Below are 25,416 nucleotides of genomic sequence, written 5' to 3' on the forward strand. Positions count from 1 at the left end.
TTGATGGGCCGGGAAGGATACGTCCTGCGGCCTGCACGCCCCCTGCCCGCCGCGCGGCAAAGCACAGGCCCCGCGCCTCGGCTCCGGCGCTGCGCGCACCCTGCAGCTCCAAGCCCAGTTGCTCACACAACAAACGGCAGCGACCTGCGCCACACGCCGCAGCGGCTGAGCGTCTTCATAGAGGCCCCGCGCGAGCGTTGCGTGCTGCAACGGCCGGACGGCCAGTGGCACAGCGTCGCCGCCGCGGCCTGAGCCCCGCAGCGGCCCGACAGGCGGCTCAGGCCGTGCCTATGCCGTACTTGCGCAGCCGCTGCGCGATGGCCGAGTGCGAGGTCTTCAAGCGCTCGGCCAGGCGCCGCGTGGACGGGTATTGCGGGTACAGGCGCTGCAACAGCGCCTTCTCGTAACCGCACACGGCTTCGTCCAGCGACTGCACTTCCTCGGCACGGGGCGCCGCGCGTGTGCCCGCCTCGGCGCCGGCCAGCTCTAGGTCGCCCACGTCGATGAGCGCAGCCTCGCTCATGGTCACGGCACGGAAGATGACGTTTTGCAACTGCCGCAGGTTGCCCGGCCACGGGTTGGCCAGCAGCGCCGCGCGTGCCGCGGCCGTGAGCCGCGCCGTGGCGCGGCCGGTCTGCGCGCAGGCGCGGGCCAGGAACACCTCGGCCAGCGGGACGATGTCCTCGGTGCGCTCGCGCAGCGGCGGCACCTGCAGGTGCAGCACGTCCAGGCGGAAAAGCAGGTCCTGCCGGAAGCTGCCCGCGGCCACCATCTGCTCCAGCGCGCGGTGCGTGGCGCTGACGATGCGCACGTCCGCCTTGAGCTCGCGGTCGCCGCCCACGCGCCTGAAACTGCCGTCGTTGAGAAAGCGCAGCAGCTTGGCCTGCAGGTAGGGCGACATTTCCCCCACCTCGTCCAGGAACACCGTGCCGCCGTCGGCCAGCTCCAGCAGCCCCGGCTTGCCGCCGCGCAAGGCGCCCGTAAAGGCGCCCGGCGCGTAGCCGAACAGCTCGCTCTCGGCCAGGCTTTCCGGCAGCGCCGCGCAGTTGAGCGCAAAGAAGGGCTGCTCGCGCCGCCGGCTGCCGGCGTGGCAGGCATGCGCCAGCAGCTCCTTGCCCGTGCCCGTCTCGCCGTGGATGAGCAGCGGCGCGTCCACCTGCGCCATGCGCGCCGCGCGCTGCCTGAGCTGGCGAATGGCGGGCGATTCGCCCAGGATGGATTCGAAGCCGCCCGCGCTGCCGTAGTTCTGCAGCGCGCTCAAGCGCTCGCCCAAGCGGTGCGGCGCGTGCAGCGTGAGCACCGCGCCGGCCACCATGCCGCCGCCCTCCTCCTGCAGCGCCACGCTCTCGAACAGGAAAGGCTCGCCGTTGATGAGCACCTCGCTCACCGGCAGCCTGTAGCCGTTGGCAATGAGCGCTTCCACCAGCGCCGCGTCGTTGATCAGCGCCTTGAGCGACAGGCCCACCAGCCGCTGCTCCGGCAGCCCGCTGGCGGCCACGGCCGCGGCGTTGGCCACCACGACCAAGCCCGCCGCGTCCACGGCCAGCACCGGGTCCTCCTGCGAGGCCAGCAGTGCGTCCAGGTACAGGCGGCGGCGCGCGCCGGGCATCATGGCCAGCACGTCCACGCTCTCCACGCCCGCGATGCGCAGGAGGTCGCTGCGCAGCTCCTCCAGCCCCGCGGCATCCAGCGCCGGCGCCTCGATGTAGACGTGCGGCGGCTCCACCTCCACCGCCGAGACGTTGAGCGCCCGCCGCGCAAGCTGCGCCAGGATTTCATGGGCGATGCCGACCCGGTCGGCAATGGCGACGTCTATGCGCACACAGCACCTGTATTCATTTCATGACAGTGTAAAGCTTTCGATACGAAGTCGCTAAGTGCTTGTCGCTCAAGGCTTGTCGGGACATGCGTGATGCAGGTCACGCCGCAGCCGTATTGAAATCAATACAAACTTCGGGCAGAAATTCCCCGCAGATTCACGTAAGCCTTTGATTTCATTGAATTTATTGGAGTTGGCACAGGCGTTGCGATAGGGCTCGTATCGCGTGCCGCCGTGGTGCGCTCCAGATCAGGGTGAACGACATGCGTGTGGTGGTGCTTGGCAGTGGTGTGATCGGTACCTCGGTGGCGTACTACCTGGCACGCAGCGGCCACGAGGTGACGGTGGTGGACCGCCAGCCCGGTGCGGGCCTGGAAACCAGCTTCGCCAACGCCGGCGAGGTGTCGCCCGGCTATTCCTCGCCCTGGGCCGGCCCGGGCGTGCCGCTCAAGGCCATCAAGTGGCTGCTGATGCACCACCGCCCGCTGGTGGTCAAGCCCTCGCTGGACCCGGCCCTGTGGCGCTGGATGCTCAAGATGCTGGGCAACTGCACGCAAGCGGCCTACGCCGTCAACAAGAGCCGCATGGTGCGCCTGGCCGAGTACAGCCGCGACTGCCTGCGGGCGCTGCGCGACGAGACGGGCATCCAGTACGACGACCGCGCCCAAGGCACGCTGCAGCTCTTTCGCACGCAAAAGCAGATGGACGCCACGGCGCAGGACATCGAGATCCTCAAGCAGTACGGCGTGCCCTTTGAAGTGCTGGACCGCGCCGGCTTCGTGAACATCGAGCCCGGTCTGGCCGAAACGCAGCACAAGTTCGTGGGCGCGCTGCGCCTGCCCGGCGACGAGACGGGCGACTGCTTCAAGTTCACGCAGTCGCTGGCGATCATGGCGCAGTTGCTGGGCGCGCAGTTCCGCTACAACGTGGACATCCAGGGCCTGGATTTCGCGGGCGACCGCATCACCGGCGTGCGCACCGCCGCGGGCGTGCTGCGCGCCGACCGCTACGTGGTGGCGCTGGGCAGCTACTCGCCCAAGCTGCTCAAGCCGCTGGGCCTGGACGTGCCGGTGTACCCGGTCAAGGGCTTCTCCATCACCGTGCCCATCACGGACGCGTCGGCGTCGCCGGAATCCACCGTAATGGACGAGACGCACAAGGTGGCCGTGACGCGCCTGGGCGACCGCATCCGCGTGGGCGGCACGGCGCAGCTCTCGGGTTTCGACCTCAACCTTTATGAGGCCCGCCGCCGCACGCTGGAGTTCGTGGTGAGCGACCTCTTCCCGCGCGGCGGCGACGTCTCGCGCGCCGAGTTCTGGACCGGGCTGCGGCCCATGACGCCGGACGGCACGCCCATCGTGGGCGCCACGCCCTACGGCAACCTCATGCTCAGCACCGGCCACGGCACGCTGGGCTGGACCATGGCGGCCGGCACCGGCCGCGTGATGGCCGACCTCATCAGCGGGCGCGAGCCCGAGATCAGCATGGAAGGGCTGGGCATCGAGCGCTACAGCCGGGGCCGCGCCACGCCGGCACGGCTGCAAACGGCCGGCTCCAACGCCTGAGCGCGCGCCTGACCACCCTTTAAACGCCGCTTTCGGCGCTCCGGCTCCCGCGCTCGCCGCGGCTGGGCCGGACTCGGCTTTGCAAGCCGCAAGACACAAGACACAAGAAGAAGCGGACTCAACCGCACGGCAGGGGCGCGGGCTTCAAGCCCGGGCTTTGACATCACACAGGAGACGACAAGCGTGACGAAACTGGACACCATGCTCGCGGCGGAACGACGCCACGAGGAACACGATTTTCACCGCGGGCTGAAGAACCGGCACATCCAGATGATCGCCCTGGGCGGCGCCATCGGCGTGGGCCTGTTCCTGGGCGCCGGGCGTGCCATCAGCATCTCGGGGCCGGCGCTGATACTGAGCTACGCGGTGGGTGGCGCCATCATCTTCTTCATCATGCGCGCCCTGGGCGAGCTGCTGATGTACCGCCCCGTGTCCGGCTCCTTCGCCTCCTACGCCGAGGAGTTCGTCGGCCCCTTCGCGGGCTTTGCCACGGGCTGGTCCTACTGGTTCATGTGGGTCACCATCGGCATGGCCGAGATCACCGCCGTGGCCATGTACGTGCACTACTGGTTCCCGGACATCCCGCAGTGGCTGCCGGCCCTCACCACGCTGTTGGTGCTGTACTTCGCCAACCGCATCACGGTGGCGGTGTTCGGCGAGCTGGAGTTCTGGTTCGCGCTGATCAAGGTGGTGATGCTGGTGGCCATGATTGGCATAGGCCTGGCCGTGCTGTTCTTCGGCGTCACGCCGCTGGCGCCCACCGCGAGCTTCTCCAACCTGTGGTCGCACCAGGGCTTCATGCCCTTTGGCGTGCTGGGCGTGGCGCTCACGCTGCAGATGGTGATGTTCGCCTTCCAGGGCGTGGAGCTCATTGGCGTGACGGCCGGCGAGGCGCAGAACCCCGAGCAGGTGCTGCCGCGCGCCACCAACGGCGTGGTGTGGCGCATCCTGATCTTCTACATCGGCGCGCTGGTCATCATGATGTCGCTGGTGCCCTGGACCGAGCTCAAGCCCGGCGTCAGCCCCTTCGTGTTCCTGTTCGAGAAGATGGGCATTCCCGGCGCCGCCAGCGTCGTGAACTTCGTGGTCATCACGGCGGCCGCGTCCTCGTGCAACAGCGGCATCTTCAGCACCGGTCGCATGCTCTACACGCTGGCGCAGTTCGGCCAGGCGCCGCGCGCCTTCGGCCGCGTCAACCGCAACCACGTGCCCTCGGCGGCCATCACCTTCTCGGCGCTGCTCATGGGCGCGGGCGTGGTGCTCAACTACGTGGTGCCTGAAGAGGCCTTCATCTGGATCACCAGCGTGTCGCTGGTGAGCGCGCTGTGGACCTGGTCCATCATCATGATCGCCCACCTGGGCTACCGCAAAGCCGTGGCCGCCCGCCAGGCCCGCGCCGTGGCCTTCCGCATGCCGTGCGCGCCGGTGGTCAACTGGATCGTGGTGGCCTTCATGGTCGTGGTCTTCGGCCTGCTGGGCCTGGACCCGCAGACCCGCGTGGCGCTGTACGTCGCGCCCCTGTGGTTCGCGCTGCTGGCCGTGGGCTACCGGTTCACCCGGAGCGCGGGCGTGGAAGTGGTGCCCTCCATCATGCGCGGCGCCAGCCGCTGAGCCTCACACCACGGGACGACCCACCATGACCGACCACGACACCTCCCGGGCCGGCGCCCTGCTGACCATCGACGTGGGCGCGATCTGCGACAACTGGCGCAGCCTCCAGGCCGCGGTGGGCGCAGCGCAATGCGCCGCGGTCGTCAAGGCCGACGCCTACGGCCTGGGCGCCACGCGCGTGGCGCCCGCGCTGGCCGCCGCGGGCTGCCGCACCTTCTTCGTCGCCCACCTGGACGAGGCACTGGCGCTCAAGCCCGCGCTGCCCGCGCACGCCGCGGTGCTCGTCCTGCACGGCCCGACGCCGGGCACGGAAGCCGAGTTCGAAAGCCGCGGCATCGTGCCCGTGCTCAACAGCGCGGCGCAGATCGCCGGCTGGCGCGCCCTGGCGCGGCGGCTGGACCGCGAGCTGCCCGCCTTCGTGCAGGTGGACTCCGGCATGGCGCGGCTGGGCCTGTCGCCGGCGGAGCTGCAGGCCGTCGCGGCCGATGCGCCGTCGCTGGCGGGCATCCGCGTGGCCGGCGTGATGAGCCACCTGGCCTGCGCCGAGGACCAGGCCAACCCCGCCAACCGCGAGCAGTTGCAGCGCTTCCGAGCCGCGCGCCGCCTGCTGCCCGCGGCGCCCGCGAGCTTTGCCAACTCGTCGGCCATCTTCCTGGGCGACGACTACCACTTTGACCTCGTGCGTCCCGGCGCGGCGCTGTACGGCATCGCACCGGTGGCGGGCGCCAGCAACCCGCTGCGCCCGGTCGTGCGGCTGCAGGGCAAGGTGATGCAGACGCGCGACATCGAGCCCGGCACGCCCGTGGGCTACGGCCACAGCTGGCGCTGCGGCCAGCCCACGCGCATCGCCACCGTGTCGGTGGGCTATGCCGACGGCTGGCTGCGCGCGCTGAGCAACCGCGGCGCGGCCTGGTTCAACGGCACCCTGCTGCCGCTGGTGGGCAAGGTCTCCATGGACACCATCACGCTGGACGCCAGCGCCGTGCCCGCCGGCGCGCTGCAGCCGGGCGCGCTGGTGGACCTCATCAACGAGCAGCAGGACGTGGACACCGTGGCCGCCCAAGCGGGCACCATAGGCTACGAGGTCCTCACCAGCCTGGGCCAGCGCTACGCGCGCCGCTACGTGGGCGAGCCCGGGACGGCTTGAGCCGCCGCCCTGCGCGGGCGTTGCGCCGCCCGCCTCAGCGCGGCACCCAGAAGCCCCGCACCCAGACCCAGCCGGCAGGCCCCCAGCGCCAGTGCCCGCGCACCCACACGTAGCCGGGTGCGGGCGCAACCGGCACCACCTCCTGCGCGGGCGCGGGCATGGGCGGCACGGGCGTGGACACGTAGTGGCCCGCCATCCAGCGCCAGCCGCCGTCGTGCCACACCCAGTGGCCCGGCACCCAGTACAGGCCCGCGGCCGGGGGCGGCGGCACGACCTCGGCCTGCGGCGGCGGCATCTCGCGGTAGGCCACGCGCGGCGGCGGCGCGGGCGCCACGGTGGCGCAGGAAGCCACCAGCGCGGCCAGCGCCATCACCGACACGGCCTGCAGGCAGCGCCGGCGCCGTGCATCGTGGGGATTGGGAACGTCATCAATCATGGCTGCTCCTGGCAGCCGGCCCGCGGCGTGATCGCCGTACCCGGGCCGGCCGCACCAGGCTTCAACGGCGCAGCCCTCTGCGGCGCCGACACGATGTGCAGCCGGACGTTTCAGCACGTTTGCGGTCACTTAGGCCAGGCTTAAGGTCCAAACGATGGGTCAACGGCGTGCCCTGGGGCTTCGTTGGAGGCTGCAAGTCCGCTTCAAGCCGGACCGGCTCGATGGACTCGGAGCGCAAGCGAGTCCGATGTGAAGGAATGACCATGAGCACCATCAAGTCCCTGCTGACCGCCACCGTGCTGACGAGCGCCGCCGCCTTCAGCTTCGCCCAGGCTCCCGCCACTCCGGCCACGCCCGCGACGCCGGCCACCCCGGCCGCTGCCGCGTCGGCCCCGGCCAAGGCCGATGCGCACGCAAGCAAGATGGAGCACAAGACCACGCACAAGGCCGAGCACAAGAAGACCCACAAGGAAAGCACCAAGCACGCCAAGAAGGCCGACGCGGCTGAGAAGACCACCGAAGCCGCGCCCAAGACGGCCCAGTAAGGCCTGGCCCAGGCCGGCGCCGGCCACCCTTGCGGACAGCGCAGATGCGCATGGCCGTCCGCCAAGGGGGTTGCCGCCGGCATCTTTTTTTTCGAGCCGAATTCAAGTCAGCGCCGGGTGACCACCACCTCCAGGTACTCGCCGGGCGCGGCCAGGGTGCCGTCGCGGGCGGTGTTGAACTGGCCGAAGAGGTCCAGCAGATCGTTGGCCAGGGCCTGCTGCCCCGCCTCGTCCAGCGCGCCGAACGCCTTGTGCACGGGGCCGTAGAAGCTGCGGAAGACGTCAAGCATGTGCTGCGGCGAGCGGTAGCGGAACACGAAGTGCCGCGCCGGCGTGGCGATGGCACCGGCGTGGGCGCCGAAACAGTCCTGAATGCGCTCGCGCGTGCCCCACAGCGCGGGCGAAGCCATGCCCGCGGGCGGCGGCACATGGCGGCCCAGGGTCTTGAAGAGCTGGCCGATGAAGCCGGTGGGCGTCCAGTTGGCCATGCCTATGCGTCCGCCGGGACGGCACACGCGCAGCAGCTCGGCGGCCACGCGCGGCGCGTCGGGGGCGAACATGGCGCCGAAGGTGGAGAGCACGGCGTCGAAGCTGGCGTCGGCAAACGGAAGCGCCTCGGCATCGGCCTCCTGGAACGCGATCTGCAGCCGCTCCGCGGCGGCACGCTCGCGGCCGCGCTCCAGCAGCGCGGGGACGTAGTCGGTGGACGTCACTTCGCACCAGCGCCGTGCCGCGGCCAGTGAGGCGTTGCCGTTGCCGGCGGCCACGTCCAGCACGCGCTCGCCGCCGTGCAGGTCCAGCGCCTCGCACAGCGCCTCACCCACGATTTGCAGCGTGGTGCCGATGACGGCGTAGTCGCCCGCGGCCCAGGCCAGGCGCTGGCGCGCCTTGACGGCGGCCAGGTCCACGGCGGGCGTGGGGTTGGATGCGGGGATGGAGGCGGACAATGCGGACATGGCGTGTTCTCCGGTCGTGGGCTTGGCGTGTCGAAGGCCGGCGCGCTGCGGCGCCGGCAGCCGCCACTGTCCAGGTGCCGCATGGGAAACCGCGTGGCGCCGGGCGTGGGAAGTACCGTGGAAAGTGCCGCGGTGAACGGCGTGCGCAATGCCGCGAGCCGCAGCCGTGGATGGAGGCGTGGCGATGGGCGATGAAGCGCAAGCCGCATCCCGCCTCGATGGCGGGTCGGCCCCGCTGCGCCTGCGCCTGCTTGGCGCCCTGGTCCTCTGGCGCGGCGGGGAGCCCGTGGCGCTGCCGCGCTCGCGCAAGGTGCGCGCGCTGGTGGCCTACCTGGCGATGTCCGGCCGCGCCGTGTCGCGCGGCCACCTGCGCGAGCTGCTCTGGGACACGCCCAACGACCCGCGCGGCGAGCTGCGCTGGTGCCTGAGCAAGGCCCGCGCGCTGCTGGACGAGGCCGGCCACGCACGGCTGCTGGCCGAGGGCGACGCGCTGCGCCTGGACCTGCGCGGCGCCCAAGTGGACGCGCTGGAGCTGCACGCCGCCGTGCAGGCGGGGCTGGAGGGCTGTTCCCCCGCCCAACTGCGCGCGCTGGCGGCGCTGCTGGACGGCGGCGAGTTCCTGGAGGGCCTGGACATCCCGCGCTGCGCGGCCTGGAGCGCCTGGCTGCTGGGCCAGCGCCGCCGCTTCCGTGCCGCGCACGCGGCGCTGCTGGAGCGGCTGGCATTGGGCGCGGAGCCCGGCAGCGGCGAGGCGCTGGGCCGGCTGGAGCAGTGGCTCCACGTGGCGCCCTTCGACCGCCGCGCCCACGAGGCGCTGTTGGACGCGCTGGCCCGCGGCGGCCGGCTGCGCGAGGGCGAGGAGCACCTGGCGGCCACGGCCCGCATGTTCGAGGCCGAAGCGCAGGATTGGGCGTCGCTGGGCCACGCCTGGCGCGCGGCCAAGGCGCGCCACGCCGTGCCGGCGGCAGCGGGCGGGCCACCGCCGCAGCCGGCACGGCGGGTGGTGGCACCGGCCGGCCCGGAGGACGAGGGTTGCGGCATGGCGGCCACCGGGGCGGTTGCGCTGCACGAGGCCAGGCCGGGCCGCGCCTCCATCGCGGTGATGCCCTTTGCCGACTTCTCGGCCGGCGCGCCAGCGGGCGCGGACGTGGGCGGCGGCTGGGCCGACGGGCTGGTGCACGACGTGACCACGCGGCTGGCCAAGCTGCGCAGCCTGTTCGTGATCGCTTCGGCCACGACCTTCGCGCTTGGGCGGCGCGGCATGGACATGGAGCAGGCCGCGCGCGCGCTGGACGTGGACTACACGGTCAGCGGCTCGGTGCGGCGCGAGGGCGCCCGCATCGCGGTGAATGCGCAACTGGTGGAGACGCGCACGGCGCGCGTGGCGTGGGCCGAGCTGTTCGCCGCGCAGTTGGGCGACACCTTGGGCGTGCTGGAGGAGCTGGGCAACCGCATCGTCGCCTCGGTGGCCAGCCAGGTGGAGGCCGTCGAGCGCCAGCGCGCCATCCTGAAGGCCCCGCAGTCGCTCAACGCCTGGGAAGCGCTGCACCGCGGCCTGTGGCACATGGTGCGGTTCGACCACGCGCACAACGCGCAGGCACGGCACTTCTTCGAGACGGCGGTGCGGCTGGACCCGGGCTTTGCGCGGCCGTGGGCGGGGCTGTCGTTCACGCACTTCCAGGATGCCTTCCTGGGCTGGGACGAGCGCGCCGCCGCGACGGAGCGGGCCTACCGCGCCGCCTCGCAGGCGCTGATGGCCGACGACCGCGACCCGGCCGCGCATTGGGCGCTGGGCCGCGCGCTGTGGCTGCGCGCACAGGTGGCGCCCGCCCTGGCGGCGCTGGACGCCAGCGTGGAGCTCAGTCCCAACTTCGCGTTGGGCCACTACACGCAGGCCTTCGTCCAGGCGCAGTCGGCCGACCCGGTGGCGGCGCTGCGCGCCTCGGACCTGGCGCGCTCGCTCAGCCCCTACGACCCCATGCTGTTCGCCATGCTGGCCACGCGGGCGCTGGCCTTGATGCGCTTGGGCCGCCACGAGGAGGCGGCCGATTGGGCCAGCCGCGCCGCGGCGCGGCCCAACGCGCACGTGCACATCCAGGCCATTGCCGCGCACTGCCTGGCGCTGGCCGGGCGGCAGGCCGAGGCCGTGGCCCTGGTGGCGGCCCTGCACCGCCAGTGGCCCGGCTACTCGGTGGAGCGCTTTCTGGCCGCCTTTCTCATGGAGGCCGAAGCCGCCGCCACGCTGCGGCGCGTGGCGGCGGACATAGGGCTGGCTTGAAAGCGTGAGGCGACGGCCGGCACAAAAGCATTCACGGGCAACGGTAGAAACTCTGCCCCCGGCACGCCCGCGCCTGCGGCCCCATTCAGAGGAAAGAAACCCTGATATGGCGCGACAAATTCAAACACCCAATTACCCAATTACCCAATTACCCAATTACCCAATTACCCAATTACCCAATACCCAGGGGAATTGGCCGACAGAGATCAATTGCGCTGGTATTGCACTTTCACGACAGCGCTCTGGCCGCCGCCCAAGGTGCCGATGTTGTACTGAATCGTGGCGGCATAATCGCCCTGGGCCCATGAACCGCTGGCCAGGTTGAAGGGGCTGCAGGCATTGTCAAACCAATTCGTGACCTTGCCACCATAAGGAATGGTGCCCGGCACTTTCTTCAAATGCCGCATCAGCATCGCGCTGTCGGGGCCCACGTGATTGGTGGCGGCATTCCAGGCATAGACCGAGTCGAATTCCGAAGCGCCCCACCAGTTGATGGTGCTGCCCGTGCCGCTGCCGTAGGCGTCCACGTCGAAATCGGCAAACCGCCGCAGGACGATGCCGCTGACGGGAGCGCCCAGCAGATTCCTGAGCGTCATCTCTATATTGATGGAACGCTCCTCGGGGCTGTTCTTGGTGATGACCTGCTTGAGTTGAAAAATGTTGTCCACGGTGTTGCGGACCACGGTGCAGGTACTGCCGGAGCAAAAAGCCGTGGTCGGCGGTGCAAACCCTATTTCGCTGCTGGCCCTGTCAAACGCTTGCGTGCCGCCATAGCACAGGATGTAGCCCTCACCAGCCATGTGCGATGCACCACCGGCCCCGGCGGAAGTTTGGAAGACAAGAATGTTGCCATGCGTGGACAGCGTGATCTTGGGCGCACCGGGAAATTGATACAGCGGTGCGGTGGATGCACTGCTGCTCAATTTACTCACGCCCCCGGACACCTGGGCGAACGCTGCCGTGAGCGCCACGCTGCCCGCGAACAACAAACCCACTTCTGCGGCACCCGCCATCAACGTCTGAAATTTTTGCGTGCCTTGACGTACCGTGAATAATGCAGCCATTTTTCACCCCTTCTGGAAACATCAAAAGCGTTGAGATGTGTGCACCCGCAGACATGCGACCATGCCTGCAACGCGCATTGGACTCCCTGAGATTTCTGCCTGCCTCGCCCACTCCAAAATGCCACGGAAATATAGCCGCAATAAAAATTGATTTTCAAAAAAACATTCGATCACTGATATTTCAAATTGCATATTGTCTCAATCGTCAGACGCAATTTTTTTCATGCATAGGAAATAGTCTTAAGGAATGCACGTCAGCGGACACTTCTTATTTCTCTTGGGGTAAACACCTGTCGTCGGCTTGAACAAAATCAAAGAGACATTCAAAATATTTTGCGAAAACCCAATTTCAGCCCATTGGGCATGGACGCCGAATGCACGGCGGCCGGTCCGGCAGGAACTTCGTGCAGGAACACGGCTGGGCTTCGCAATCACTTGGTTTTCGGAGGTGTGCGGGATGTTGACGCAGGCAAAGCACAGCCCTTGCGGCTGGAGATCCGTGCCGTGGCGCGGGTGGGCGTGCGGCGCCGCGCTGCTGGCGGCGCCCTGGCCGCTGCTGGCGGCGGACGTCACCAGCGGGCTGGTGCTGGGCTACGGCTTCGAGCGGCTGGACGGGGGCCTGGTCACGGACAGCTCGCCTTCCGGCCTGCACGGCGTGCCCGTGGGCAACCCGGTGCCGCCGTTGCAGGCGCCCAGCCTGCACGCGCATGGACAGGCGTTTGCCTTTGACAGCGCGCAGCAGCAATACGTCCGCGTGCCGGACGCGGCGCCGCTGGACGTCAACCGCTACACGCTGGCGGCCTGGGTGCGCTACCTGCCCAAGGTGCACGACGAGCGCTGGGAAGTGCTGGAAAAGGCCGGCGCCTACTGGATGAACATACGCACCGACACCCGGCGCCTGCGCGCCGGCGCCTTCTTCGGTGCCTGCATGGGCCAGCCGGGCGCCCAGTGGCGCTACGCCGACAGCAAGAAGGCGCTCGTCGAGCGGCAATGGACGCACGTGGCCAGCACCTACGACGGCACGGCCTTGCGCATCTACGTCAACGGCGTGCTGGACCAGACGCTGCCCGTCAGCGGCACGACCTGCGCCAATGCCGAGGCACTGATCATCGGCGCCAAGGTCAAGCCCGGCGCCGGCATCAGCGAGGCGTACTTCGACGGCCGCATCGACGACCTGCGGGTTTATCGGCGGGCATTGAGCGCCGGCGAAATCCTGCGGATCAAGGCGTCCGCGCTGTACTGAGCGGCGGGCGCCGGGCAAGGCCCGCGTGGATGCGGGCCGCGGGCGGGGCCGCCTTTGGCGCTCGGCCTCCAGCCCCGCCCTTGCCGGCGCTGCCTCACGGCGTGGTGGAGAACACGACGTCCACCCAGTAGTTGGTCGAGTTGGTGGTGGTGTTCGGGAAACGCACGGCGGTGCTGTTGCCGTTGTTGTTGGCGATGAACACCCCATTGCCACCGCTGATGCCGTTTTGCAGCAGGTGCACCGGCCCCCGGTCCACGCCGGTGCTGGCGAAGTAGTTGACGTCGGCGGCAGTACGGCCCAGGGGAGCCCGATAGGAGGCGACATAGACCGTATTGGCCGTGACGGCGACGGGCGTCGTGAAGTTGACCTGCTGCCAGCCCGAGAGCGTCTCGTTCGTGAAGGGGGCGCTGGCCAGCAGCGTGCCGCCGCTGGTCCACAGCGCGCCGGTGTGCGTGCCGGTGTTGAGCAGCCCCTTGTAGAAGCGAATGCCCTTGATGTAGCCGTTGACGTCCACACGGAACTTCACGCCCACGTTGAGCACGCGCGTGTCGGTTGAATTGGCCACGGCGGGTGCGGCGGTGGCCGGCCAGGCCGAGCACGGGCAGTTGAGCGCCGCCACCGTGATGGAGCGGCTGGAGGCCGACCCCGGCAGCGGCATGTTGCCGCTGTCGTCCACCGCACGCACCAGCACGTTGGCCGTGCCGGCGGCGGTGGGCTTCCAGCTGAAGGTCCAGCTGGCGCGGCCGGTGGCCGGGTGCCAGGTGCTGCCGCCGTCGGTGGAGTACTCCACGCCGGCGACCTGGCCGCCGGTGTCGGCCGCGGTGCCCGTGAAGGTCACGGTACTGCCCACGGTGACGCTGGTACCGGCGGCCGGGGCGGTGATGGTCACGGTCGGTGCCGTGGCGTCGCCCGACGGCGTGGCCGCCGTCAGCGGCGAGCGCAGCGTGCCGGGCTGCACGCCCATGTCGGCGAACAGGTTCACGGTCGCCTGCTGCATGCTCTGGTCCACCGTGGCGGTGGCGCCGCGCGGCAGGTCGTGCGTGGCGTCCAGGCCCCAGCTCCACTGGATGGTGCCGGCGCCGAACACCCGTGCGCCGCTGGCGTGCCGGTACATCGTCAGCGCGTGCGTGACCGTGCCGTTGCCGAAGGTGGAGCCGTTGTCCAGCAGTGCGCCGTTGCTGGTGATGCTGGTCTGCGACAGCCGGAACAGGCCCGGCGGGCGGGCGCCGTTGTCCAGCTCGGCGTCCCACTCGTAGCCCAGCACGCCCGTGGGCAGCGAGGACGACTGGTTGGAAGCGGCGCGCGTGGCCACGGCGGTGTTGCGCCACAGGCGCAGCAGCCCCTCGGCCGGCGGCACGGTGATGCCGTAGTACACGCCGGTGTCGTTGTTCATGAAGATGGTGCCGGTGAGCGCGTTCTCCGGCCGGCCACCGTCGGCCGGGGGCGAGAAGCGCGCGTCGCGCCAGGTGCCCGTCCAGATGCCGGTGGGGTCGATGCGCGCGTTGGCATGCGTCTCCTTGTAGGACACCAGCGTGCGGTAGGGCGTGCCGGAGGCGTCGATGCTGGATTCCCAGCGCGTCTTCCAGAACACCTCGTTGCCGCTGAAGAAGGCCATGTGCATGCCCGCGGCGCGGGCGGCCTCCACGTTGGCGCGCTGCTGGCCGGACCAGTACTCGTCGTGCCCCACCGAGAGGAATGCCTTGCGGCCTTGCAGCAGCGCGGCGCTGCGGTCGGTGTCCACGCCGCTGATGTAGGTCAGGCTGTAGCCGTTGGCTTCCAGCCAACGGACCATGGGGTACTCGTTGGCGAAGATCCAGTCCTGGCCGCCGTCCACCGCCCGGGTGTTGAACGGCCGGTTGTAGCTGACCTTGTAAGCGCGCGCGGGGTTGGTACCCGGCGAGCCCTGGTAGAGGCTGTTGCCGCCCCAGTTGTTGTAGGCCTGCCAGGTGGTGTCGGAGGTCTGGAACACCATGTCGGCGGCCGAGCCGTCGTCGCGCACCACGAAGGCGATGTGGCTGGCGCCGCCCGTGTCGTTGCGCACCAGGCGGGCGATGTAGATGCCCGATACCGCGGTGGCCGGGACGGTCCACGAGCCGGAGACGGCCCAGTTGCCGCAGTCGATGAGGCCGCTGCCGGGCTGCGTCAGGCAGGACGGCTGGCTCTGCGGCAGCGTGGCCGACGGGTTGACCGTCGCCACCTTGCGCGCACCGGCGCCGCCATACCAGCCCAGCCGGTAGATGTCGAAGCGGTAGCTGCTGGCCGTGGTGTTGACCTTGAAGCTCACCGTGCCGCCGCGGTTGACGCTGATGTCCGTGGCAAAACCCTGGATGCTGCTGTCGCCCGCGCCGCTGATGTCCCACTCCGAGGCCGGGCTGCCGGCCAGGCAGTTCTCGGCCACGATGGCGTTGGCGGGATTGGCGCAGCCGGGCGGCGGTGCCGCGGTGGCGAAGGTCCAGGCCAGGCTGGTGGCCAGCGCGTTGCCGGCCACGTCCTTGACGCGCGGATCGGCGGCGCCGCCCTTGACCGTGGCCGTGTAGCTGCTGGAGGCCGCCAGCGTCGCGTTGGGCGCCAGCGTGGCGGTGCGGCTGGCGGCGTTGTAGCTGACCGCGGCGGGCACCAGCACGCCGTTGGCATCGCGCAGCTCGAAGGTGCCGGCGCTCACCGTGGTGGCGTCCAGCGCCTCGCTGAACGTGGCGGTCACGCTGGCCGTGGTGGCCACGCCGGTGGCGCTGTTGGCCGGCGCGGTGGCCGTGACGGTGGGCGGCGTGGTATCCGGGCCGGCGTTGGCCGGCGTGAAGGCCACGTCCACCCAATAGTTGCTGGCCATCCAGGTCTGCGACGGGAAGCTGGAGCTGCTGCCGTAGGCATAGACCCCGTTGCCGCCGCTCACGCCGTTTTGCAGCAGGTGTACGGGCGCCTTGTCCACGCCGGTGTTGGCGAAGAAATTGTTGTCGCCCGCATAGTGGCCGTTGGGCGCGTAGTAGGAAGCGACGTAGACGGTGTTGGCCGTCACCTGCACGGGGGTGGCGAACTGCACCTCCTGCCAGCCGCTGGCCGTCTCGTTGCCGAAGGTGGCCGTGGCCAGCCGCGTGCCGCCCAAGCTCCAGAGGTTGCCGATATGCGTGCCGGTGTTGCCCGTGCCCTTGTAGAAGCGCACGCCGGTGACGACGCCGTCCACGTCCACGCGGAACTTCACGCCCAGCTCCACCGCGCCCGGGTCGTTGACCGACGGGCTGGCGGGCGTGGCCGTGCTGGACCAGGCGCTGCAGGGGCAGTCCTGCACGCTGGCGGCGGCCACCGTGGTGAAGCTCCATGACGCGTTGGCAGCCATGGGGTTGCCCGCGAGGTCCTTGATGCGCGGGTCGGCCGTGCCGCCGCGCAGCGTGACGGTGTAGGTGGTGGAGCCCGCCAGCGGCGCCGAGGGCGTGAGCGTCACGCTGTTGTTGGCCGCGTTGTAGGCCACCGCCGCGGGCACGACGGTATTGGCCGCGTTGCGCAGCTCCGCCGTGGTGGTGTTGACGGAGGCCGGGTCCAGCGCCTCGTTGAAGGTGGCGCTGGCGGTGCCGTAGATGCCTACACCCGTGGCGCCGGCGGCCGGCACCGTGGACGAGACGAGCGGGCCGCTGGTGTCCACGCCGTAGCTGGCGGTGTAGCTGCCGGTGTCCGCGGCGAAGAAGGCGTACTCCACGCCCTTGATCACCTTGAGGGTGAACGGCACGGCGGTGCCGCCGCGCACGATGCCGACGAGCACGTCGTTGCCGGAGCGGCGCGGCAGCATGCCTTGCAGCCCCGTGGCCGCGGCGGCGCGCGAGACGCTGAAGTTGAGCGCGCTCCCATTCCAGGCCATGGCGGCGAAGTAGGACGCGTTGCGCGCATCCAGCCAGGTCAGCATCTGGCGCGCGGAGATGACGGGCACGCCCCGCGCCTGGGCCGCGGTGACCGTGGTCTGCGCCTCGGGAATGAGCGCCACGTCGGTGTGGGCGTTGATGACGTAGGCGCCGTAGTAGCCCTCGGCGCCCAGCGCGCGGTCCAGCAGGGTGTTGATGGTGTAGGGGTAGGTCTGGCCGGACTCGTCGGTCATCTGCGTGGCGGCCTGGAAGACGTCCACGAAACTGCCGTCGAGCTTCATGAAGCGCATGGGCATGGCCGAACCGGTGAAGAGGCCCGGCACGTCGTCCACCCAGCCCGGCGGCCAGAAGTAGTAGCTGGTGTCCAGCCGCATGCCGTACTTGAGCTGCGTTTCGGCGGCGGTGCTCCAGTCGCTCCAGGCAATGCAATGGTGGCGCTGCGTGCTGGGCGGCGGGACGCTGGCGTACTTGGCCACCCAGTCGCCGCGCTGCGTGGCGTAGATGCCGTCCAGCGAGGCGGCGGTGAAGTCGCCGCAACTGGTGTTGATGTGCAGGCCGACCTCGAAGCCGTCCTGGGTGTACTGGGCGGCCTGGGCATCGCTCAGCGGCGTGTTGGGAAACATGTAGGACGTGCCGCGCACGCATTCCCAGTTGGCCACCGAGCAGCCCGCAGGGCTCACGGACTTGAAGTAGTCGAAGCGACCCGCCGTGCCGTTGTTGCCGTGGTCGTCGCCGGTCATGACGACCACGGCCTTGTGCCCGTTGGGGAAGTACCAGAACCGCGGCAGCGGCTTGCGCGCGAGGTTCATGGTGGTGATGAGGTTGGCCAGCAGCCGCTGCTGCTCATCGGCCTGCGGAATGGTGACCTTGGCCAGGTCCACCCAGTCAGGCTGGGCGTCGGCGGCGGCGTTGCCGAAGTACTTGTCGTCCGAGCGTATGGGCGTGAAGCCGTCGCGTTCCTGCGTGGCCCAGGCCGGGTTGCCCTGGCGGGTATAGACGATGGAGGTGGCCAGGTCGTAGGTGAAGGCCGCCGCCCGGCCCGCGCCCACGCTGCGCAGCGTCACGGCCGGGCTCGTGGTGGCGGCCGTGGCACTGCTGTAGAGCGTGGCCAGCGCGGCGGCGCCGCTCAGCGCGTAGCGGTCGGCCACGCCGTGGTACTGCATGGTCTGGCCCGCGATGCCGTTGCCCACGCCGGTGGCGGTGTCCACCTGCAGGTAGGCCTCGGCCAGCGTGGCGCCGGTGGGCGCGAGGCCCAGCAGCGGGGCGAGCTGCGCGTCCGGCGCCATGGCGATGAGGTTGCCGCCGCCGTTGACCCAGGTGCTGAGCGTAGCCACCTGCGTGGCGGTGAGCGGCGTCTTGGCCAGCAGCACCACGTCGTAGCTGGCCAGCGTGGCGGCTGAAACGGTGGAGACGTCCGCGACGGTGAAGAGGTTGAACCCCTCGTTGCGCAGGATCTCGGCGTAGTAGGTGCCGAAGTCGGAAGAGCCGTTGGTCAGCACCAGGATGGGGCCGCCCGGGCCCTGGGCCGGGTCGGCCGCCTGCGCCGGGCGCGCCCAGCACAGCAGGCCCAGGAGCCATGCCATCAACCACAGCAGCAACTGTTGCGCTGCATACCTTCCCCGGGAACTGGCGGCTGGCCTCATGGCTCAACTCCTGATTTGTGGTCTGTCGCTTGTGCCGGGCAGGCGAGGCCCAACCCCAGGCGCGCCCAAGGCGCCTGGTGGATGGGGACTGCCCTTGTTCTCGGTGCTACCTGCCCACGCCGCTGGCCACGTTCCAGCGCACCAGGCGGTTGTCGTCGTTGCCGGCAAACAGCAGGTTCTTGTTCTTGCTGTCGAACAGCAGCGCGTTGACGGCTGCGGTGGTGGCGCTGAGCTGCTTGTCCAACTGGCCTGAGGCCATGTTCCAGACAAAGATCTGCCCGTCCTCGCCACCGCTGGCCAGCACGCTGCCGTCCGCGTTGAAGGCCACGCTGCGCACGCTCGCCTTGTGGCCGGAGAAGGCCTGGGTGCGCACGCCTTGTGAGAGGTCCCACAGCAGCACCTGGCCGTCCACGCCCGCGCTGGCGAGCACCTTGCCGTCGGGGCGGAAGGCCAGGTCGTTGACCTCGTCGGCATGGCCGCGCAGCGTGTAGACGAGCTTGCCGGTGGCCACGTTCCACACCAGGATGCGCCCGGCCGCGTCGCCGCTGGCCAGCAGCGCGCCGTCCGGGCTGAAGGCCACCGAGTTCACGAAGCCGGCGTGGCCGCTGAAGACCTTGGCCAGCTTGCCGGTGGCGGCGCGCCAGACCATCACCCGCGTTTCCTCGCCCACGGTGGCGATGAGGCTGCCGTCCGGGCTTTGCGCGATGTTGCGTATGGGATGCTCGTGGCCGTTGAGCGTGAGCAGCTTCTTGCCGCTGGCGTAGTCGAAGACGTGCACTTCGCTGTCGCGGCCCACCACGGCGAGGTAGTTGCTCGTGTTGTTGATCACGATGCCGGTGGCCACCGTGCCGATGTCGATGCTGAACTTGGAGACGTCCGCGCCGTTGCCGGTGTCCAGCACCCGTACCTTGCCGTCGGCCCGCGCCACGGCCACCACCGTGCCGTCCGCCGACAGCGCCATGGACGTGACGCCTTTTTTCGCATAGCGGCGCAGCAGCTTGCGCGCCACTTGGCGCTCGCCCTTGGCCGCGGTGGCCTGCTCCAGTCCTTGCGCTGTCGAAACCGACTGCTGGGACGCCTCGTCTCCTCCGCCGCAGGCCGTCAAGAGCAAGCCGGCTGCGCCCACCAGGGACGCCGCTGCCGCTTTGCGCACTGCATTCACCATGTATTTCATACGCTCCCTCTTCCAAAACGATTCACCGATGGCCGCAAATCACCCTCGGGCCCGCATCTCGGTTTGAACCCGGAAATGTTTTGCGCCTTGCGAGAAAGTCGCCACCCCAGAAAATAAAAATCAGCACGCAGCAATGCATACCCCGGAATATCAACCGGGGCAAACACTTGGAATGGATTTACTTCCGTGCCTTCTACTGCTTCTTGCTGAAACTCTCCACCTGGGCGCCAACTTATACGAACGGCTACACGGAGCACCATCAATCAAATAGGGGGCGTCATCGAAAAATGGAAACAAATGTTAGGTAAATGCATCAAGACTGGAATTACTTGCGAACCAATGGAGTTTTTTACCGAATCCACTCAATTTGCTCATGCTGTTTTTATCGACGGCAACGAGTTGCGAAACAAATATTTTCAAACTGTGAGCTTGAAGTTATCGCCCGCCTTCAACAAAAGCATGTCCCGGAGCCGGGGCGGGCAGCTTCCTCCCATGGGTAGGACGCCCCAGCATGGAAAGGCGCATGGCCGTCGAATGGGGATATGCGCCGCGGGTCGCTAGACTGCCGGGCTTTTTTCGCGGGCGCCTTTGCCAAAGCAGCCCGGCGGCGTACAGGACGGGACTTTCATGGAACTCAAGTGGCTCGAAGACCTGCTGAGCCTTTCGCGCACGCGCAGCTTTTCCCGGACCGCGGCCGAGCGGTTTTGCACGCAATCGGCGTTGAGCCGGCGCATCAAGGCCCTGGAGCTGTGGGTAGGTGTGCCCCTGGTAGACCGCAGTGCATACCCCACGTCGCTCACACCCGCGGGCATGGTGTTTCGCGACACGGCCGAGGAGATCGTGCGCCAGTTGCTGGAGGTGCGTGACGACTTGCGCGACCGGCTGCAACCCAGCAACGACGCGGTGACCATCACGTCGCTGCAGACGCTGTCGGTGGTGTGCTTCCCGCACTGGCTGCAGGCCTGCCAGCAGCGCATTGGGCCGTTTGACGTGCGGCTGGTGCCGGAGAACATGCACAGCTGCGTGCGAGCCCTGGTGGAGGGGAGCTGCGACCTGATGCTGGCCTACGCGCACCCGGCCGTCTCGGCCATGCTGGACCCGGAGCGCTTTCCCTCGGTGCTGCTCAGCAGCGAGCGCTTCCTGCCCGTGAGCAAGGCCGACACGCAAGGCCAACCCCTGTTCGCCCTGCCCGGCACGCGGCGCCAGCCCCTGCCCTACCTGGCCTACGGGCCCGACACCATGCTGGGCCAGGCGGCCGACTTCGCGCTCAAGCAGCGCCAGCAGCATGGCGTGTACTTGCGCTGCTGCTACCAGAACCCGATTGCCGAAGGCCTCAAGCCGCTGGTCAAGGCCGGACACGGCGTGGCGTGGATGCCCGCCAGCCTCATACGGCGCGAGCTCGACAGCGGCGAGCTCGTCCCGGCCGGTGACGAGAGCTGGGCCCTGGAGCTGGAGACGCGCCTGTACCGCCGCGCCGAGACCACCAAGCCGCGCGCGCTGCAGGCCTGGGCCGCGCTGCAGGACGGCCTGCCGCCCTCGGCGTAGCCCGCCTCCTAGGGAAAGCCCCAACCCGCGCGGCGGCGCAGGCCCGCGCGGCCCGCATGGGGCCGCCGCGCGCGGCGCGCATGTCATGCGTGGCGCGCAAGAGGCCATGCGCGCCGCGCAAGGCCATGTGCGGCGTGCATCGCCGCGCGCCGCATCGTCATTGGACGCCCCAGGGGCCGCTGCCTACGCTGCCGGGCATGGAAAGAGCAACGAAAACGCCGCGGCACTGGCGCCGCGCCGAAGCCCGGACTCTTGCCCAACCAGCCATGAGCACCCAAGCTTCCGTCTCCGTTACCCCCGTTGAGAACGCAACCCGCACCGAGCATGACCTGTTGGGCGGGCGCGAAGTTCCGGCCCAGGCCTACTACGGCGTGCATACCCTGCGCGCCGTGGAAAACTTCCCCATCAGCGGCACGTCCATCGCGATCTACCCCGATCTGATCAAGGCCCTGGCCTGCATCAAGGAGGCCGCGGCCCGCGCCAACCAGGACCTGGGCCTGCTCGACGCCCAGCGCGCCGACGCCATCGTGAACGCCTGCCGCGAGCTGCGCGAGGGCAAGCTGCACGAGCAGTTCGTGGTGGACGTCATCCAGGGCGGCGCCGGCACCTCGACCAACATGAACGCCAACGAGGTCATCGCCAACCGCGCGCTGGAGCTGCTCGGCCATGCCAAGGGCGACTATCAGCACCTCAACCCCAACGACCACGTCAACCTCAGCCAGAGCACCAACGACGTCTACCCGACCGCGCTGAAGGTGGCGGCGCACTTCGGCATCCTGCGCCTGATCGAGGCCATGGCCGTGCTGCGCCGCGCCTTCGAGCGCAAGGCCGAGGAGTTCGCCGACGTGCTCAAGATGGGCCGCACGCAGCTGCAGGACGCCGTGCCCATGACCCTGGGCCAGGAGTTTTCCACCTACGCCACCATGTTGGGCGAGGACGAGCAGCGCCTGCGCGAGGCCGTGGCCCTGGTGCACGAGATCAACTTGGGCGGCACGGCCATCGGTACCGGCATCACCGCCCACCCCGACTACGCCGCGAGGGTGCGTGAGCGCCTGGCCGAGGCCACGGGCATCGACCTGATCACGGCCCCCAACCTCATCGAAGCCACCCAGGATTGCGGCGCCTTCGTCCAGCTGTCGGGCGTGCTTAAGCGCGTGGCGGTCAAGCTCTCCAAGACCTGCAACGACCTGCGGCTGCTCTCCAGCGGCCCGCGCGCCGGGCTGGGCGAAATCAACCTGCCGGCCATGCAGGCGGGCTCGTCCATCATGCCGGGCAAGGTCAACCCGGTGATCCCGGAAGTGGTCAACCAGATCGCCTTCGAAGTGATCGGCAACGACATCACGGTGAGCTTCGCCGCCGAGGCGGGCCAGCTCCAGCTCAACGCCTTCGAGCCCATCATCGCGCACAGCCTGTTCAAGAGCGTCAACCACCTGCGCAACGGCTGCCTGACGCTGGCCGAGCGCTGCGTGGACGGCATCACCGCCAACCGCGACCACCTCGCGGCCCTGGTGCGCGACTCCATCGGCGTGGTCACCGCGTTGAACCCGTACATCGGCTACAAGCAGGCCACCGCCGTGGCGCAAGAGGCGCACGCCACCGGCGGCAGCGTCTACCGCATCGTCCTCGACAAGGGCCTGCTGACCCAGGCGCAACTGGACCACCTGCTGCGCCCCGAGGCGCTGACGCAGCCGCAGCCGCTGAGCCTGTAAGCCGTCCCGCCTCGCCGACCTGACCCACAAAGCCCCGGCCCCGGGGCAACCGACGGCCCGTGCCCACCCGCGGCACCGGGCCGCTGCCTGGAGACATTCCCGTGAAGAAAATGAACCCCCTGGTGCGCCAGATCATGGTGGCCATGGTGCTGGGCGTGGCCGCCGGCTACGCCTGCCACGCTTGGGCACCCGACGCCGCCGCGGCCAAGGACACCGCGCGCTACTTCAACATCGTCACCGACGTGTTCCTGCGCATGATCAAGATGGTGGTGGCGCCGCTGGTGTTCGCCACCTTGGTGGCCGGCGTGGCCAGCATGGGCGACGCGCGCATGGTCGGCCGCGTGGGCACCAAGGCGCTCACCTGGTTCATCACCGCCTCACTGGTGTCGCTGGGTCTGGGTCTGGTCTTCGTCAACCTGTTCCAGCCCGGCGCGGCGCTCAACCTGCCGCTGCCGGATGTGAGCGCAACTTCCGGGCTGAAGACTTCGGCGCTCAACCTGGCGGACTTCGTCACGCAGGTCTTTCCCACCAGCATCGCTCAGGCCATGGCCACCAACGCCATCCTGCAGATCCTGGTGTTCTCGCTGTTCTTCGGCTTTGCCATCGCCGCGCTGCCGAGTGACGCCACCACCACCACGGTGCGCTTCGTGGAGGAGCTGGTGAACATCATGCTCAAGCTCACCGACTTCGTGATGAAGTTCGCCCCGCTGGGCGTGTTTGCCGCCATCGCCTCGGTGGTGACCACGCAGGGCCTGGGCGTGCTGCTGACCTACGGCAAGTTCATTGGCGGCTTCTACGTCGCGCTGGCCGTGCTGTGGCTGGTGATGATCGCCGCCGGCGCCCTGGTGCTGGGTCCGCGGGCCATGAAGCGGCTGCTGGGCCTGCTGCGTGAGCCGGTGCTGGTGGCCTTCTCAACGGCCAGCAGCGAGTCGGCCTATCCCAAGATGCTGGAGCAACTGCAGCTCTTCGGCGTGCGCCGGCGCATTGCCAGCTTCGTGCTGCCGCTGGGCTACTCGTTCAACCTCGACGGCTCCATGATGTACCAGGCCTTTGCAGCGCTCTTCGTGGCGCAGGCCTTCGGCGTGGAGATGTCGCTGACCGCGCAGATCACCATGCTGCTGGTGCTCATGGTCTCCAGCAAGGGCATTGCCGGCGTGCCGCGCGCCTCGCTGGTGGTGGTGGCCGCGGTGCTGCCGCTGTTCGGCTTGCCTGAGGCCGGGCTGCTGCTGATCATGGGCATCGACCAGTTCCTGGACATGGGCCGCACCGCCACCAACGTGATCGGCAACGGCATCGCCACGGCCATCGTGGACCGCTGGGAAGGCCAGGGCCAGGCGCAGGACGAGGAAGCGACCGACGACGCCCAGCCCGCCGCGGCGCACGCCCAGCTCGGCTGACCCCCGGGGCTAGGATGGCGCGCATCGCCACGCTCCAGGAGCACGCCATGCGCACCGTCACGCTTCCCAACGGCACTGCACTGCCCGCCCTGGGCCTGGGCACCTGGCATTACGGCGAGTCGCCGCGCAGCCGCGCGGCCGAGGTCAAGGCCGTGCGCCAGGCGCTGGAGCTGGGCGTGCGGCTGTTCGACACCGCCGAGATGTACGGCGAAGGCGGCGCCGAGGAGGTGCTGGGCCAGGCGCTGGCCGAGGCGCTGCGCGCCGGCGACGTGCGGCGCGAGGAGCTGACCATCGTCAGCAAGGTCTACCCGCACAACGCCAGCCTCCAGGGCCTGCCCCAGGCCTGCGAGCGCAGCCTGCGGCGGCTGCAGCTGGACAGGCTGGAGCTGTACCTGCTGCACTGGAGCGGCTCGCACCCGCTGCGCGACACGGTGGCCGCCTTCGAGGCGCTGCAGTCGCGCGGACACGTCGCGCACTGGGGCGTGAGCAACTTCGACCTCGACGACATGAAGGCGCTGTGGCGCGTGCCCGGCGGCAGCGCCTGCGCCGTGAACCAGGTGTATTACTCGCTGTCGCAGCGCGGCATCGAGTTCGACCTCGTGCCCTGGCAGCGCGAGCGCGGGCTGCCCTTCATGGCCTATTGCCCCATGGACCAGGGCGCGCTGGCGGCCGAGCCGCAGTTGCTGCCCATCGCCCGCCGCCTGGGCGCCACGCCGGCGCAACTGGCGCTGGCCTGGCTGCTGCAGCGTGGCGACGTCGTCGCCATTCCGAAAGCGGTGCGCGAGCAGCACTTGCGCGAGAACGCGACTGCCGGCGCCATCACGCTGGACGAGCAGGCGCTGACCGAATTGGACGCGCTGTTTCCGCCGCCTGACGACAAACAGCCGCTGGCAATCGTCTAGCACGCGCACGGCCGCTCGCTCCACATGCAAACGCGGCTTGAATTTCCATTTTCCGCCCCCCGGCGCCTGGAAATTCCATTGCAGCACCCAAAGCCTATCCCCAAGGCTTTTTGAGGATCGAACACTCTGCCTGAAATCACGAATATTTCAGGCGTCCATAAAATATCGGCAAACTCGATTCTCAACGGCGATCCCGGCTGAAATATCTGTTCCGACCATGCCCGGCCCAGTCGAGAATGCCCTGGGTGCACACGCGTGCGGCCACGGGGACACTGGCGGGCACAGACCCACCCGCGGGGCAGGCTCCCCCGAACCCCCCGGGGAATTCCCCAGGGGACAGCGGGCCGGATCAGCTGCCGCCGCGGGCACTTTGATCCATGTCAGACGGGAGAACTATTTTCTTCATCGCTTTCCATAGCCCTGCTTATTGACCTGATCCGCGCTTTAACAATTTCGAAACATTCACGCCTTACGTTCCCAGGCAACTTATCCGATAACCACGGAGCCCGGACACAAACACTATAATTTTGCCTG

General features: G+C 69.1%; 16 protein-coding genes. 10 read left to right on the forward strand and 6 right to left on the reverse strand.

All coding sequences use genetic code 11. The annotated features are described in order from the left end of the window. Window positions 1-277: 277 nt before the first annotated feature. Window positions 278-1,822: a sigma 54-interacting transcriptional regulator gene (locus SM757_RS13620; RefSeq protein WP_322465888.1), complete on the reverse strand. Its 1,545-nt coding sequence runs from the start codon at window positions 1,820-1,822 to the stop codon at window positions 278-280. Window positions 1,823-2,067: 245 nt separating this feature from the next. Here SM757_RS13620 and SM757_RS13625 point away from each other — a divergent pair, with 245 nt between their 5' ends. From SM757_RS13625 to alr, 3 genes are all read left to right on the forward strand, one after another. Continuing rightward, window positions 2,068-3,384 (forward strand): D-amino acid dehydrogenase, encoded by a 1,317-nt coding sequence (locus SM757_RS13625; RefSeq protein ID WP_373862990.1) that lies wholly within the window; start codon window positions 2,068-2,070, stop codon window positions 3,382-3,384. 201 nt (window positions 3,385-3,585) lie between these two features. Then, the gene (locus SM757_RS13630; protein ID WP_407655757.1) at window positions 3,586-4,995 is read left to right on the forward strand and encodes an amino acid permease; all 1,410 of its coding nucleotides are present in this window, start codon (window positions 3,586-3,588) and stop codon (window positions 4,993-4,995) included. 25 nt (window positions 4,996-5,020) lie between these two features. Continuing rightward, the gene (gene alr, locus SM757_RS13635) at window positions 5,021-6,142 is read left to right on the forward strand and encodes an alanine racemase (protein WP_322465890.1); all 1,122 of its coding nucleotides are present in this window, start codon (window positions 5,021-5,023) and stop codon (window positions 6,140-6,142) included. Window positions 6,143-6,176: 34 nt separating this feature from the next. On the opposite strand, the gene SM757_RS13640 is transcribed toward alr, so the two are convergent. Continuing rightward, the gene (locus SM757_RS13640) at window positions 6,177-6,578 is read right to left on the reverse strand and encodes a YXWGXW repeat-containing protein (RefSeq protein ID WP_066336289.1); all 402 of its coding nucleotides are present in this window, start codon (window positions 6,576-6,578) and stop codon (window positions 6,177-6,179) included. Between the two features lie 263 nt (window positions 6,579-6,841). On the opposite strand from SM757_RS13640, the gene SM757_RS13645 reads away from it, so the two are divergent. Then, complete coding sequence (locus SM757_RS13645) at window positions 6,842-7,123, forward strand: hypothetical protein (protein ID WP_066336279.1); 282 nt, start codon at window positions 6,842-6,844, stop codon at window positions 7,121-7,123. Window positions 7,124-7,230: 107 nt separating this feature from the next. Here the strand turns inward: SM757_RS13645 and SM757_RS13650 are convergent, their stop codons facing one another. Further along, the gene (locus tag SM757_RS13650; protein ID WP_322465891.1) at window positions 7,231-8,079 is read right to left on the reverse strand and encodes a class I SAM-dependent methyltransferase; all 849 of its coding nucleotides are present in this window, start codon (window positions 8,077-8,079) and stop codon (window positions 7,231-7,233) included. A 148-nt stretch (window positions 8,080-8,227) separates the two neighbouring features. Between SM757_RS13650 and SM757_RS13655 the strand changes: the two genes are divergently transcribed. After that, a complete protein-coding gene (locus tag SM757_RS13655) occupies window positions 8,228-10,357 on the forward strand; it encodes a transcriptional regulator (RefSeq protein WP_322465892.1) in 2,130 nt (709 codons plus the stop codon). Between the two features lie 206 nt (window positions 10,358-10,563). Here the strand turns inward: SM757_RS13655 and SM757_RS13660 are convergent, their stop codons facing one another. Further along, window positions 10,564-11,421, reverse strand: a complete 858-nt coding sequence (locus tag SM757_RS13660; protein WP_322465893.1) for a hypothetical protein — start codon at window positions 11,419-11,421, stop codon at window positions 10,564-10,566. 499 nt (window positions 11,422-11,920) lie between these two features. On the opposite strand from SM757_RS13660, the gene SM757_RS13665 reads away from it, so the two are divergent. Next, window positions 11,921-12,664, forward strand: coding sequence for a LamG domain-containing protein (locus tag SM757_RS13665; RefSeq protein WP_322465894.1), 744 nt, complete (start codon window positions 11,921-11,923; stop codon window positions 12,662-12,664). Window positions 12,665-12,758: 94 nt separating this feature from the next. Here SM757_RS13665 and SM757_RS13670 read toward each other — a convergent pair whose 3' ends face one another. Then, complete coding sequence (locus SM757_RS13670; RefSeq protein WP_322465895.1) at window positions 12,759-18,155, reverse strand: N,N-dimethylformamidase beta subunit family domain-containing protein; 5,397 nt, start codon at window positions 18,153-18,155, stop codon at window positions 12,759-12,761. Window positions 18,156-18,261: 106 nt separating this feature from the next. Beyond that, on the reverse strand, window positions 18,262-19,329 hold the full coding sequence (locus SM757_RS13675) for a WD40 repeat domain-containing protein (protein ID WP_322465896.1): 1,068 nt from the start codon (window positions 19,327-19,329) through the stop codon (window positions 18,262-18,264). Between the two features lie 627 nt (window positions 19,330-19,956). On the opposite strand from SM757_RS13675, the gene SM757_RS13680 reads away from it, so the two are divergent. The 4 genes from SM757_RS13680 to SM757_RS13695 all read left to right on the forward strand — a co-directional run bounded on the left by SM757_RS13680 (window position 19,957) and on the right by SM757_RS13695 (window position 24,882). Next, complete coding sequence (locus SM757_RS13680) at window positions 19,957-20,874, forward strand: LysR family transcriptional regulator (RefSeq protein ID WP_322465897.1); 918 nt, start codon at window positions 19,957-19,959, stop codon at window positions 20,872-20,874. Between the two features lie 266 nt (window positions 20,875-21,140). Then, window positions 21,141-22,583, forward strand: a complete 1,443-nt coding sequence (gene aspA, locus SM757_RS13685) for an aspartate ammonia-lyase (RefSeq protein WP_066342911.1) — start codon at window positions 21,141-21,143, stop codon at window positions 22,581-22,583. Between the two features lie 110 nt (window positions 22,584-22,693). Then, window positions 22,694-23,980, forward strand: a complete 1,287-nt coding sequence (locus SM757_RS13690; protein ID WP_322465913.1) for a dicarboxylate/amino acid:cation symporter — start codon at window positions 22,694-22,696, stop codon at window positions 23,978-23,980. A gap of 47 nt (window positions 23,981-24,027) precedes the next feature. Continuing rightward, window positions 24,028-24,882: an aldo/keto reductase gene (locus tag SM757_RS13695; protein WP_322465898.1), complete on the forward strand. Its 855-nt coding sequence runs from the start codon at window positions 24,028-24,030 to the stop codon at window positions 24,880-24,882. Window positions 24,883-25,416: the final 534 nt, after the last annotated feature.

The organism is Azohydromonas lata, from assembly GCF_034427735.1.
In the GTDB taxonomy this organism is placed as follows: domain Bacteria; phylum Pseudomonadota; class Gammaproteobacteria; order Burkholderiales; family Burkholderiaceae_C; genus Azohydromonas; species Azohydromonas lata.